The sequence below is a fragment of the Pseudomonas sp. GL_093 genome (assembly GCF_057837605.1).
On sequence record NZ_CM174448.1, the window covers coordinates 6,811,051 to 6,823,569 of the forward strand.

Annotated in this window: 10 protein-coding genes; 8 read left to right on the forward strand and 2 right to left on the reverse strand. The window is 61.2% G+C overall.

Annotation, left to right across the window (positions count from 1 at the left end; all coding sequences use genetic code 11):
• Position 1 precedes the first annotated feature (1 nt).
• The 8 genes from AC3IUE_RS31495 to AC3IUE_RS31530 are packed head-to-tail and all read left to right on the forward strand — an operon-like array spanning position 2 to position 9,241.
• Positions 2-1,021: a hypothetical protein gene (locus AC3IUE_RS31495; protein ID WP_489264624.1), complete on the forward strand. Its 1,020-nt coding sequence runs from the start codon at positions 2-4 to the stop codon at positions 1,019-1,021.
• Positions 1,021-3,012: a vWA domain-containing protein gene (locus AC3IUE_RS31500; protein ID WP_489264625.1), complete on the forward strand. Its 1,992-nt coding sequence runs from the start codon at positions 1,021-1,023 to the stop codon at positions 3,010-3,012. The genes AC3IUE_RS31495 and AC3IUE_RS31500 overlap by 1 nt, the downstream gene beginning before the upstream one ends.
• A gap of 10 nt (positions 3,013-3,022) precedes the next feature.
• Positions 3,023-3,724 carry an ABC transporter ATP-binding protein gene (locus AC3IUE_RS31505; protein WP_095126942.1) on the forward strand — a complete coding sequence of 234 codons (702 nt, stop codon included), beginning with the start codon at positions 3,023-3,025 and terminating at the stop codon, positions 3,722-3,724.
• Positions 3,708-4,931 carry an ABC transporter permease gene (locus AC3IUE_RS31510; protein WP_489264626.1) on the forward strand — a complete coding sequence of 408 codons (1,224 nt, stop codon included), beginning with the start codon at positions 3,708-3,710 and terminating at the stop codon, positions 4,929-4,931. Before AC3IUE_RS31505 ends, AC3IUE_RS31510 begins: the two co-directional genes overlap by 17 nt.
• Entirely contained in the window at positions 4,921-6,465 is a 1,545-nt protein-coding gene (locus tag AC3IUE_RS31515; protein WP_489264627.1) for an SUMF1/EgtB/PvdO family nonheme iron enzyme, read from the forward strand. Before AC3IUE_RS31510 ends, AC3IUE_RS31515 begins: the two co-directional genes overlap by 11 nt.
• 34 nt (positions 6,466-6,499) lie before the next feature.
• A complete protein-coding gene (locus AC3IUE_RS31520; RefSeq protein ID WP_462000208.1) occupies positions 6,500-7,234 on the forward strand; it encodes a hypothetical protein in 735 nt (244 codons plus the stop codon).
• 4 nt (positions 7,235-7,238) lie between these two features.
• On the forward strand, positions 7,239-7,742 hold the full coding sequence (locus tag AC3IUE_RS31525; protein WP_056738707.1) for a hypothetical protein: 504 nt from the start codon (positions 7,239-7,241) through the stop codon (positions 7,740-7,742).
• 56 nt (positions 7,743-7,798) lie between these two features.
• Positions 7,799-9,241, forward strand: a complete 1,443-nt coding sequence (locus AC3IUE_RS31530) for a vWA domain-containing protein (RefSeq protein ID WP_489264628.1) — start codon at positions 7,799-7,801, stop codon at positions 9,239-9,241.
• Positions 9,242-9,383: 142 nt separating this feature from the next.
• Here AC3IUE_RS31530 and AC3IUE_RS31535 read toward each other — a convergent pair whose 3' ends face one another.
• Both AC3IUE_RS31535 and AC3IUE_RS31540 read right to left on the reverse strand, forming a co-directional pair.
• Positions 9,384-11,360 carry a methyl-accepting chemotaxis protein gene (locus AC3IUE_RS31535; RefSeq protein WP_489264629.1) on the reverse strand — a complete coding sequence of 659 codons (1,977 nt, stop codon included), beginning with the start codon at positions 11,358-11,360 and terminating at the stop codon, positions 9,384-9,386.
• Between the two features lie 180 nt (positions 11,361-11,540).
• Positions 11,541-12,461, reverse strand: coding sequence for a LysR substrate-binding domain-containing protein (locus AC3IUE_RS31540; RefSeq protein ID WP_056738702.1), 921 nt, complete (start codon positions 12,459-12,461; stop codon positions 11,541-11,543).
• Positions 12,462-12,519: the final 58 nt, after the last annotated feature.

Below are 12,519 nucleotides of genomic sequence, written 5' to 3' on the forward strand. Positions count from 1 at the left end.
AATGCCAATTCGTGTCGACCTGCTCGCGTTAGAGCCCAATGTGCCTGGCCAGGCCCGCCTCACTGTGAAGAAATGGCAGGGTAGCGAGGAACAGCTGGAGTTTTCCATTCAGCGTAACCAGGACGGTTTTTACCTCCAGGACCACAAGGCCTGGAGCAACAATCCATTCTGGTTCAAGGTCTCGCGTTTCAACGTCACGGCCAGCGGCGAAGGCCTGGAAGCGCAGGTCGGCCCGGACGTGGTCGACCCGCTGCTGGAAGGCGGCGCCAACTCGCAATTCCAGATTGAACTACGCGAACAGAGCCAAGGGCATGCAGACAAAGGCGTGGTTCGGCCCGGCGTTGGCGTGCTGCCGTCTACCGCCGGCGGCCAGACGCGCTCGACCTACGGCGGCGCCGATCTGACGGCGCCGAGTGCACCGGCACCGGAAATCCCGGAGATCCCGGAGCTGCCTGAACTGGTCCTGTCCACCGCCGAGCCCGAAGTGGAATTGGAGTCGGTACTCACCGAGCGCGACTACACGCCGCCTCCCGCACCGGTGAAGAAAAGCAACAAAGGCCTGATCGGCCTGTTGATTGTCGTCTTGTTGCTGCTGGCAGCGGGCGGCGGATTCTGGTTCTACAAACGCATCCCGGCGCCTGCCCCGGTGGCCACAGCGCCTGCCGGCGCTGACGCACAAGCCTGCACCCTCGAGAGCATGAACAGCCTGCCCGAATTGACCTTCGTCCAGACCTGCATCAAGGCTGCGCCCGACAGTGCCAAGTTGCTGGAGATCATCAACCAGGCCAAGGCCGGCAAACACTGCGGTGTCGCCCAGCGCTTGTACGCCAACCGTGCCCAGGCCGGTGACGCGCTGATCGCCAACGCTTATGCCCGCGAATACGACCCTAAATACCTGAAAGCCAGCGAATGCTTCCCGGTCGCGGACAACGCCACCGCCGCCTATTGGTACGAAACGATCCTCACCCAGGACCCGAACAACGCCGAAGCCAAGCAGCGTTTCGAGGAGTTGCAGAAGTGATGCGCTCTCCCCTGAGTCGATTCCTGTTGAGCGGCGCCGCCCTGTTGGCGCTGTGCATTAGCCCGTTGTCCCAGGCCGATGACAAACCGCTGATCCAGGCCGGTAAAAAGACCCTGTTCCAACGCGTGCTGACCACGCCGGGCTGCAAGATCAGCCCGACAGCGGGCGGTGCAGCAGGCGATGCGCAACCGGTCTTCAGCCGTTTCTATGTGTACGAACGCGCTCAAGCGGCAAACGCCGAGTGGCTGAAAGTCGGCCCCGACAGTTACGGCAAAACCATTGGCTGGCTGCCTGCCAGCTGCACCACCGACTGGAAGATGCAGCTGACACTTGCCTTCACCAACCCGGCCAACCGCGACCGGTTGCTATTCTTCAAGGACCGCGCCACCGTCGAAGGCATCCTCGATGCGCCGGACCCGGTCAGCAAAGTCGCGCCGCTGCGGGCCACGCTGAAAAAGGGCCAACAAGCACCGGGCGTACTGGCTGAAGAACCTGAATACTTCGTCGACCTGCAAAAGCAGTTCTACCTGCTGCCGGTGCTCAGTGGCGAAGAAGTCATGACCGAAAGCGGTTTCCGCACGCGCCTGCTCAACGTCGCGTCGGTCAGCAAACCGGATGACAAGAATGCCAAGGGCGGTGCTGCGAACAGCGCTGCCGGCGGCAAGGCAGCCGAGGACAAAACGTCCAACCAACTGAAGGAATTCAGTGCGGCGGTGGTGTTTGTCATCGACTCGACGATATCGATGGACCCGTACATCGACCGCACCCGCGAGGCGATCCGCAAGGTTTATCAGCGGATCGAAGCGCAGAACCTCGGCAAGCAGGTCAAGTTCGGCCTCGTGGCTTTCCGCTCCAACACCCAGGCGGTGCCGGGGCTGGAATACACCACCAAGATGTACGCCGACCCTACCAAGGTGAAAGACAGCGCCGACTTTTTCGCCAAGATCGCCGACCTCAAACAGGCCACCGTGTCGAGCAGCAGCTTCGATGAGGACGCCTTTGCCGGCGTCATGGACAGCATCGACAAGGTCGACTGGAGCCAGTTCGGCGCGCGCTACGTGGTACTGATCACTGACGCGGGCGCCATCGAAGGTGACGACAAATTGTCGAAGACCGGCTTGAGCGCCGCGCAGGTGCGTATGGAAGCCGCCAACCCGGGCGTGGCGATTTACACCCTGCACTTGAAAACCCCGGCCGGGGCCAAGGACCACGCCAAGGCCGAGGCGCAGTACCAGAACCTGTCGACCTACCCGGGCACCAACACCTCGCTGTACTACCCGGTGAACGCTGGCGATATTCATGAATTCGGGCGCAAGGTCGACGCACTGGCCGCCGCGATCACCTCTCAGGTGAAAGCCGCCTACATGGGTGAAGACGCCATCGGCAGTGCGGCGAACGCCAAGCAGGACCCGGCCGAGAAGAAAATGCTCGAAGACGCGGCGCTGATCGGCCACGCCATGCAACTCGCCTATCTCGGCGAGAAGACCAACAGCAAGGCCCCGCCGGTGTTCAAGGCGTGGATCACCGACCGCGACCTGATCAAGCAGAACATCCCGACCACCGATGTACGGGTGCTGCTGACCAAATCCCAGCTCAGTGACTTGAGCGACGTGATGAAGCAGATCCTCGACGCCGCCAACGAAGGCCTGATTTCGCCGACGGAAATGTTCGATCGCCTGCGTTCGGTCGCTGCGACCATGGGCGCCGACCCGAATCAGCTCAAGCAGAACAGCAACGCCAAACTGGCGGACATGGGTGTGCTCGGCGAGTACCTCGAAGACCTGCCGTATCAGAGCGAAGTATTGAACCTGGACGAAGAAACCTGGAAAAGCTGGGATGGCCTGGCGCAGGAGAAATTCATCCGCACGCTCAATACCAAGCTGCGGCACTACCAACGTTACAACGCTGACGTCGACCGCTGGGTTGCTTTAGCCAAGGACAGCGATGCACGGGACAACGTGTACCCCGTGCCACTCGAAATGATGCCTTAACGAGACGCTGATGCTCGATATCAAGAACTTGCTGGTGCGCCGTGGTGAAGGCGCGCTGGCCCATCACGTGCGCCTGCCGCATTTGCAGGTCGGTGCCGGAGAAATCCTCGCCATCACCGGCGAGAGCGGCAGCGGCAAAAGCACCTTGCTCGAAGCCATCGGCCTGTTGCTCGCGCCGGTGGAACTCGAGCGCTTTCGGCTGGGCGCAACCCACGATCAGGACATCGCCCAACTGCTTGCCAGCGATGACCAGCCAGCCTTGGCGGCGGTGCGCTCCCGGCATTTGGGCTTCATTTTGCAGAGTGGCGGCTTGCTGCCGTTTCTGAGCGTGCGCGACAACATCAGCCTGCCGCGCCGCTTGCTCGGGATGTCGGTGAAGAGCGAGCACATCGACCACGCCGTTGACGTGTTACGCCTGCAAGGGTTGCTGGATAAACAACCTCAGGCCTTGTCGATCGGCGAACGCCAGCGCGTTGCCTGTGTGCGCGCCATTGCCCATGAACCGCTGCTGCTGTTGGCCGACGAGCCGACCGCCGCGCTCGACCCTCACAGCGCCCGGCGTTTGTTCGAGTTGCTGCTGAGCCTGGTGTCGAACATGGGCCTGAGTGCGCTCGTCGTGTCCCATGACTGGGCCCTGCTGAAGGATTTCGGCTTGCCGCGCCTCGGCGCTATCAGCCGCCAGGGAGAGACACTGTTTGAACCGATGGACTGATCGCTTGCGCCTGCTGGGCTCACTGGCGCTGCAAGACCTGTGGCACGACCGCAAGGTCTCGCTGTGCATCGCCGCCTCCCTGGTGGCGGTGATCGCGCCGTTGCTGCTGCTGTTCGGGCTCAAGCACGGGGTGGTCAGTCAGTTGCAGGACGAACTGCTGCGCGACCCGCGCAACCTTGAAGTGAAGATGCTCAGCAACGGCAACTACGACAGTGCCTGGATCGAGCGTTTGCGCCTGCGCCCCGAAACCGGTTTTGCCCTCGGCCAGACGCGCTCGCTGAATACTCAGGCAGACCTGCTGATCGGCATGCAACGGTTTGTCGAAGGTGCAGAAATCATCGCCACCGAGCCGGGCGACCCACAACTGGACCTGGCGTCGCTTACCCCGGTCGGCAATCAAGTGATCCTCAGCGCCAGCGCAGCGCAACGCTTGCAGGCCAAGGCCGGCGACAGCGTGCAGCTGCGGGCCTTGCGCCGTCTGGAAGGTGTCAATGAACGCGGCGAGATGACGCTGACGGTGCTGGCGGTGCTCGACGGCGCCCGCTTCGGCCGCGCTGCCGGGTTTGTCGCCCCGCCGCTGTTGCTGGATCTGGAGCGCTTTCGCGACGGTTATCAGGTCAGTGCGTTTGGCGTTATCACCGGCAAGCCTCTGGGCAATCTGCAACCGCTGTATGCCCGCGCCCGCGTGTATGCGCGCGACATCGATCAAGTCGCGCCGCTGGAGCACTGGCTCAATGAACAACACATCGAAACGTCGAGCCGGCTGGCCGATATCGATAACGTCAAAGCCATCAACCATGTGCTGGGGCTGATCTTCGGCGTGATCGCCGTGGCGGCGCTGATCGGCTGCGTGGCGTCGATGGTCGGCGCGTTCCTGGCCAACATCGACCGCAAACGCAAAAGCCTCGCGGTCCTGCGTCTGCTGGGTTTCAAGCGCCGGGCCGTCGGCGGTTTCGTGGTCTTGCAGGCGCTGGTATTGAGCCTTGCCGGTTACATCGGCGGGCTGGGGTTTTATGCCGTCGGCAGCCATTTGTTCGACTACTTGCTCGGCAGCAGTCAGGCCACCGGCACCTTCGTTTGCCACATCACTGTCTGGCATGGCCTCGCCGCCCTGCTCCTGACCTTTCTGGTCGCTGCACTGGTGGCCGTGATCGGCGCCCTGCGAGCCATCAACATCCAACCTGCGGAGAGTCTGCGTGAGCTATAAACGTTTTGGCTTGCTGTTGCCCCTGAGCCTCGGCTATGTGCTCGACGCCTCGGCGGCGGGCTGGGAAGAGAAGTTTTACAACCCGATGCCGGACGCCGCCGACGTGGTGCTGCCGATGCCCTGCGAAGGCTCCATGGTATTTCGCAAGGTGTTCATTCCGGTGGCCGGCCCGCTCGACGATTACCCGATCAACATCGGTCAGGACGGCGCGGAATACGGCTACGTCGAACAGACCCGACCGACGTTCATCGCCGGCAGTTTCACGGGTGCGAAGAACGACAAATCCCGCTACTACCTGATGGCCAAGTACGAAATGAGTCAGTTGCAATACGCTGCGCTGACCGAAGCAACCTGCCCCACCGCCGCCACCAAAATGCGCATACCGCAAACGGCGGTGAGTTGGGTGCAAGCCATCGAAGCCGCCGACAAGTACAACCTGTGGCTGCGCAAAAACGCCGCCGACAAGTTGCCCAAGGAGGACGGCGCACAGGGCTTCCTGCGCCTGCCGACTGAAGTCGAGTGGGAATTCGCCGCACGCGGCGGGCTGGAAGTCGGTGCTGCAGAGTTTCGCGACACGCACTACCCGATGCCGGACGGCATCAATGCCTACGAGTGGTTCGCCGGGGCGCAATCGTCCAACGGCAAAGTGCAGTTGTCCGGTCTGCAGAAGCCCAATCCGCTGGGTCTGCATGACATGCTCGGCAACGTCGACGAAATGATGTTCGAGCCGTTTCGCCTGAACAAACTCGACCGCCAGCACGGCCAGGCCGGCGGCTACGTCGTGCGTGGCGGCAACTACTTGACCGCTCAGGCCGACCTGCGAACTGCGTTGCGTAAGGAAGAGCCGTATTACAACGCTGACGGTCAGGTGAAAAACAAAACCACCGGCCTGCGCCTGGTCATGGTCTCACCGACCCTCACCTCTCGCGAACGGGTCGCCAGCATCGAAAGCAGCTGGAAGAAACTCGGCACCGGCAGCAAGGAAACCGAATCCGCCGACAAAGGCACCGTGCAATCCCTGAACAGCCTGGCCTCGGGCGTCGAAGACAAAGCGCTCAAGGAAAAGCTTCAGGCCTTGGAAAACCAACTGCGCGCCAGCAACCAGCAGCAGGAAGAAACCCGCGACCAGGCGATTCGCGCCAGCCTCAATCTGGGCGCATTCTTGTGCACCAAGATGCTAGACGACGGCCAGTACTTGGACTTCCTGCAAAAGAACTACAAGCTTAACTGCGAAAGCGCGGACAAAGACGCCAGTTGCGACATGCGCAAAGGCAAGCTCGACGAGCAGAAGGATCGCCTGCACAAACTCAGCCGTTACTACGCCAGCAGCCTGGTGGAATCGGCGACCTTGTACGGCCAGCCATTGCTTGAAACGCAGGTCCCGGTAATGGAAGAAATCATCACCCGCAACAAACAGCTGCAAGACCTCAAACCTTACTTGCGCACCCACTGGGCCAATCAAAAGGCGTTCCTGCAAAAGCAGAAAATCGACACTGAAGCCTGGCTGAACAGCTGCAAAACCGTTACTCAATAACAACATGTCAACACCGTCACCGAGGAGTTTCACCATGTCGCGCAGCCTTTGGACTCGCTTCAAGCTACAGATCGCTTTCGTACTCGCCGGCAGCCTGCTGCTGACCGGTTGCGCCAACACCGGTAGCTCCATGCTCGGCGACAGCGACGGGACCGACCCGCGCCTGACCCAAGGTCAAGACGCAGAGTTCTTCAGCAAGTCCGGCTATCAGGCCTGCGCCATGGGCGCAGGTGTCGGCATCCTCGCTTGCGCGCTGTCCAACAGCAACAACAAAGCCGTGTGCGCCGTCGCCGCCGGTATTACCGCGTGCGGCGTGGCCATGGGTGCGAACTACTACCTGGATCAGCGTCGCAGCGAATACGCCGACACCTCCACCCGCTTGGCTAAAATGAACAGCGACGTCGAACAAGACACCCAGAACGTGATCGCCCGTACCGCGACCGCTCAGCAAGTGATCAATGATGATCAGGCAAAAATCGCCCGGATCAAAAAGGACATTGCCAACAAGAAAGTCGACAAGTCCCAGGCCCAGGAGCAAATCGCCGAGATCGATTCGAACATCGCGCGCCTGCGTAAAGACCTCGGCAACATGCGCATCAAAGTCACCGAGTACACCAAAGTGGCAGACGCCGAGCGTGCACAAGGCGCCGCCGGCGCCGAGATCAAGCAAGTGGACAAGAACATTATGAAAATGAACCAGAAAGTCGCTGCCCTGCAGAAGGAAGTCGACGGTCTGTACAGCCAACGCTCCGCAATCACCTTGGGCTAAGCACATGACGCTACGACAACTGGCGGTCCTCTCCGCCGTCCTGGCCTTGAGCGGTTGTGCGACCAAGCCGGGCGAATGCGATGCGACCAATCGCGACAGCAGCATGCTGACCAAAATGAACTGCGACTACTCCGGTGGTTACAGCGATCAGGTCAAGCAGAAGGAACTGGCCCTGAGCGAGTCCCGTCAGCAAAACGCAATGTTCCGTCAGGTGTACGAGAACATTCAGGCCCAGCAGCTCAGCACCAAAACCGACCTGGCCAGCCAGCAGAAAGCCCAGGCGGCGTTGAATCAGTCGTTGAGCCAGTTGCTAAGCTCGCTCAAGGCTCGGCGTGGCAACGAAAGCGGTGTGCAGAAGCAGATTGCCGGTCTCGAGCAGCAGCTCAAGGCTTCAAAAGCGCCAACGGCCAAGTCAACGCCAGCGACGCTGGCGGCCAAGCAGGAAGAGCTGAAGGCATTGCAGAAGAAGGTCAATCAGCTGCAATTCAGCCTCGGCTACGAAGAGTAACTTTTCACCCCGCTGGCCTCCCGATGGAGGCCTGCACTTTTTCAGGAATCGTCGTCATGCAGCGGGTCATCAGGGATGCGCAAGCCACACCGGAGGGGATGAGTGCGCTGCAAGCCAAAGTCGCCCTCATCCAGAAACACTTTCCGCCGACCGTCGCCAGCCTGTTTGCCATCCCGCGGATGGGCAGCGGCGACGTACTGGAATGGTGGACCGAACTGGGTGGCCAACCCACGCCCTACGCCGACCTCAACGAGGACGCGCAACGACGTTTGCTGGAAACCTATGAAGTGCGTCAGACGTCCCTCGGACAGCTGGCGGACGAACTGCAAAAACGCGGTCAACCGACGGAAGCGCAAGACCTGCGCAGCCTGCTCGGCACGCCGGAGCTGGACAAACTCTACAGCCTCAACGGGGAGCCTTTGGTGGTGCGCTGGAACCTGCGTCCGCCCAAACCGATCGTGCCGCCGGTGGTTCCAGTGGTGCCGGTTGTTCCGCCGTCGCGCCGTGGCTGGTGGATCGCGGCGGCCTTGCTTGCGCTGCTGTTGCTGCTTCTGGCGCTGTGGCTCTGGTGGTTCCTGCACCGTGAACCGGTTGTTGTGGTTCCGCCTGTAGCGCCGGTAGCGCCAGTGGTGACGCCCGTCGAGAAACCGGTTGAGCCTGTTCCCGAGCCAGTTCCCGAGCCTGCTGTGGAACCGGAACCTGTTCCGGAACCAGAACCGGTGCCCGAACCAAAACCAGTGCCGCCACCCAAGCCCGTCCCACCACCAAAACCGGTCGTGGCCGCGCCGCCACCGCCACCGCCGCCACCTCCAGCCCCGACGCTGGACAACTACGCGTGCCGTAAAAAAGCGCCTGATGCCGTGCCCCCGCAATTTGTGGTGGTACTCGACACCTCGGGCTCGATGGACTTGAACATCAAGTCGGTGAAATCCGATGAGGACTGGTTCTTCGGCAATGAGATGAACAAGTACCTGGACCCGAACCGCACCATGCAGATCTTCGCCAAGCCCAGCCGCATGGACGTCGCCAAGGACTCGCTGGCCGGCATGATCAATGGGCTGGACCCGAAGATCGACACGCGCCTGATCACCTTCGCCGGTTGCGAAAGAACACCGGACCAGGGCGTGTTCAAGTTTGGCGACCGCCCGCGGCTGATCAACGGGATTCGCGGTCTGGTTCCCAACGATGGCACACCACTGGCCGACAGCCTGGCCTACGCCGCCAGCAAGGTCGACGGGCGCAATAACGATGCAGTGATCGTGATGTTCGTCGACGGCGAGGACGGTTGCGATAAAGACGCCTGCGCCGTGTCCCGCCGAATCGCCAGGGAACAACCGCGCCTGCGGGTCAACGTGGTGAAAATCGGCGCCGGTGGCCCGTCGCGCTGCATCGCCGAAAACACCGGTGGCCGGGTTTACAACAGCACCAATGCGGCTGAGCTGGGTAGCCAGTTGAAACAGGCGACCAAGGAAGTGTCCAGCAATGCCAAGTGCAACTAGCTGTGGGCCTATCCTAAATTGAGGTGACCCCATCGCGAGCAGGCTCACTCCTACACTGGATTTGTTGTGAACACAGAACTTGTGAACACCAAAGATCAACTGTAGGAGTGAGCCTGCTCGCGATAGCTATTTCAGCGGCGCCTCAACGAAACCGGTCAACCTCTTGGCGCAAGTCCGCCGCGAGCTTCTCCAGCTCTTTGGCCGTCACCGCAAGGTTCGACACCACCTCACGCTGCTCACTGTTCGCCAGGGCAATGCTTTGCAGGTTGCTGCTGAGCAAGGTGGCGGTACTGCTCTGCTCCTGAGTCGCGGTGGTGATCGCCGCGAATTGCTGACCGGCAGAACGGCTTTGCTCATCGATCCGTGCCAGGGCACTGGCGACATTGGCGTTGCGCGCCAGGCCTTCCTGCATCAATACGTTGCCCTGCTCCATGGTGCTGATGGCGTTGCCGGTTTCCTGCTGGATGCTTTGAATCATTCCGGAAATTTCATCTGTCGCCTGGCGGGTACGCGAAGCCAGGTTGCGAACCTCATCGGCTACCACGGCAAAACCACGCCCCTGCTCACCGGCACGAGCGGCTTCGATGGCGGCGTTGAGCGCCAGCAGGTTGGTTTGATCGGCAATCGAGGTAATCACACCGACAATGCCACCGATTTCCTGGGAGCGCTGACCCAAGGTATTGATCACCGTCGCCGTGCTGTTCAGCGCGCCAGCGATTTGCTCCAGAGACGAGGACGCTTCGTCCATCGACGTTCGACCGATCTGGGTTTGCTGTGCGTTTTCCTGGGCCAGACGCTGAGTGCTGCCCATGTTGTCGGCAATGTTCAGGGATGTTGCGCTGAACTCTTCCACGGCGCCGGCCATGCTGGTGATTTCGCCCGACTGCTGCTCCATCCCTTCATAGGCGCCACCGGACAGACCGGACAGGGCCTGGGCGCGGCTGTTGACCTCTTGCGAGGCCTTGCGGATGTGCTCGACCATGGTCGACAGCGCTTGGCTCATCTGGTTGAACGCGCGAGCCAGCTGACCGATCTCGTCGTTGCTCGATACGTTCAGACGCACGCTCAAATCACCGGCGCCCAAAGCTTCGGCCTGACGCACCAGATCACCCAGCGGCGCCAGTTTGCTGCGCAGCAACCAGACCGCCGCCGCCACAGCGATCAACATCGCCAGCAGACTGCCAATCGCCAATTGAATGCCGACACTCCAGGTCACGGCACGGATTTCGGTTTTCGGCATGCTCGCCACGACCGACCATGGGCCGCCTTCAAACGGTACGGCAATGCTGTAGAAATCTTCGGACTTGTCGCTCCAGAACTCGCCCTTGCCCGGCGTTTTCGCCAAGCCAACGATGGTCGGAGTCGCCTGATCCAGCGCTTGTACGCCCGCGATCGGCACCAGCCATTTGCTCTGTTCATCCAGCAGCGCCAGGGAACCGGTCTGGCCGATACGGAAGCGCTTGAGGTTGGCGAACTGCGCGTTCTGCGCGTCGGTGTAATCAAATCCTACGAACAGCACGGCAATCACCTTACCGCCGCTGTCACGTACGGGGGTGTACTGAGTCATGTAGGAGCGTTCGAACAACAAGGCGCGACCGACGTAGGCCTGCCCCGCCATCAAGCGGGCATAGGCCGGGTTCGCGTGATCGAGCAGCGTACCGATGGCCCGGCTGCCGTCCTGTTTGCTCAGGGACGTGCTGACCCGGATGAAGTCTTCGCCGCTGCGCACAAACACCGTCGCAACGCCGGCGGTCATTTGCTTGAACTCGTCCACTTCCTTGAAATTGTTGTTCAACACTTCGCTACCCAGGTGCAGCCCCGGCGTCTGCGCGCCCGCTACCGCCACCGGTTCATCCGGGTGCACGCTCAAACCGGCGCTGAAGCGCTTCTCGAACAAGCCGCTCAGGCGCTGGGTGCTTTCACGCAACGTGCCGTGAAAGGTACTCAACTGATCGGCCAGCAACCGGGCTTCACTGGCCAGGTGCTCTTCGCGGGTGGCGAGGTTGGCGGTGTCCAGCGAACGCAGGGCGAACACGGTACTGCCGCTGATGACAATCGCCAGTATCACGGCAAGCGCAAGACCAAGCTGTGAGGCGATCCGGGCACGAGGTTGAGACATGACAGCTCCTGGCCGAGCGACCGGATCATCCTGATCACGACGCACGCTCAGCAAAATTTCTAATGGGAATTACGTCGAACCTGCACGAAGGTTCCACCTGCATTTTCGGCGGAAAATCTGAATACTTGAGTAATTAACCGGGATATGGCTCAAGGCCGCCATTGCGGCGGCTCTATCGATTCAGCCCAAGTGTTGAACGTCGGGCAATTCCATTGCGCGGGCTTCGCTTTGCAGGAAGTCGCTGAGCCTGCGCAAACGTTCACCACCGGGGCGGGTTTTCGGCCAGACCAGGTAATATTTCTCACCGCTGGCGACGGCCGTCGGCCACGGCAGACTCAGACGTCCCTGAGCCACATCTTCCGCCACCATCAGCAGATCGCCCATGGACACGCCATAACCTCGGGCGGCGGCGATCATGCCCAGCTCCAGCGTGTCGAACACCTGCCCGCCCTTGAGCGACACCTGATCCGCCAGCCCCATGCGTTCCAGCCAACTGCGCCAGTCGCGCCGATCCGGTGTCGGGTGCAGCAGTTCGGCATTGGCCAGCCGTGCGACATCCCACGGTTGATCCTGCAGAAGATTCGGTGCACCGACTGGAATCAGTTCTTCCGGGAACAGGAAACTCGCCTCCCAGTCCGGCGGGAAATGCCCGTTGCTGAGGATGACGGCACAGTCGAATGGTTCATGGTTGAAGTCCACCGAGTCGACGTCCATCCAGGCGCTGGTCAATTGCACCTCATTGCCTGGTTGCAGGTGCCGAAAGCGGCTGAGCCGAGCCAGCAGCCAGCGCATGGTCAGGGTCGACGGCGCTTTCATGCGCAGGATGTCATCTTCGGCACGCAAGGTATTGCAGGCCCGCTCCAGGGCGGTGAAGCCTTCGCGAATGCCGGGCAGGATCAACCGCGCCGACTCGGTCAATTGCAGATTGCGCCCACTGCGGTGAAACAGCCGGCAGGCAAAATGCTCTTCGAGTGTACGAATGTGCCGACTGACCGCGCTTTGGGTGATCGATAATTCTTCGGCCGCACGGGTAAACGAACTGTGCCGCGCCGCCGCTTCGAATGCGCGCAGGGCATACAAGGGAGGAAGACGACGGGACATTCGGAAAGCTCCTATAGCGGGATTCGGCCACCCTAGCAGAAACTCTCCAGCATGAGTT

What these genes read in the sequence shown, in the direction of transcription:
- AC3IUE_RS31520 (WP_462000208.1), top strand. Translation starts at nt 6,500, where the DNA reads ATGTCGCGCAGCCTTTGGACTCGCTTCAAGCTACAGATCGCTTTCGTA.
- AC3IUE_RS31495 (WP_489264624.1), top strand. Translation starts at nt 2, where the DNA reads ATGCCAATTCGTGTCGACCTGCTCGCGTTAGAGCCCAATGTGCCTGGC.
- AC3IUE_RS31500 (WP_489264625.1), top strand. Translation starts at nt 1,021, where the DNA reads ATGCGCTCTCCCCTGAGTCGATTCCTGTTGAGCGGCGCCGCCCTGTTG.
- AC3IUE_RS31525 (WP_056738707.1), top strand. Translation starts at nt 7,239, where the DNA reads ATGACGCTACGACAACTGGCGGTCCTCTCCGCCGTCCTGGCCTTGAGC.
- AC3IUE_RS31505 (WP_095126942.1), top strand. Translation starts at nt 3,023, where the DNA reads ATGCTCGATATCAAGAACTTGCTGGTGCGCCGTGGTGAAGGCGCGCTG.
- AC3IUE_RS31535 (WP_489264629.1), bottom strand. Translation starts at nt 11,360, where the DNA reads ATGTCTCAACCTCGTGCCCGGATCGCCTCACAGCTTGGTCTTGCGCTT.
- AC3IUE_RS31540 (WP_056738702.1), bottom strand. Translation starts at nt 12,461, where the DNA reads ATGTCCCGTCGTCTTCCTCCCTTGTATGCCCTGCGCGCATTCGAAGCG.
- AC3IUE_RS31530 (WP_489264628.1), top strand. Translation starts at nt 7,799, where the DNA reads ATGCAGCGGGTCATCAGGGATGCGCAAGCCACACCGGAGGGGATGAGT.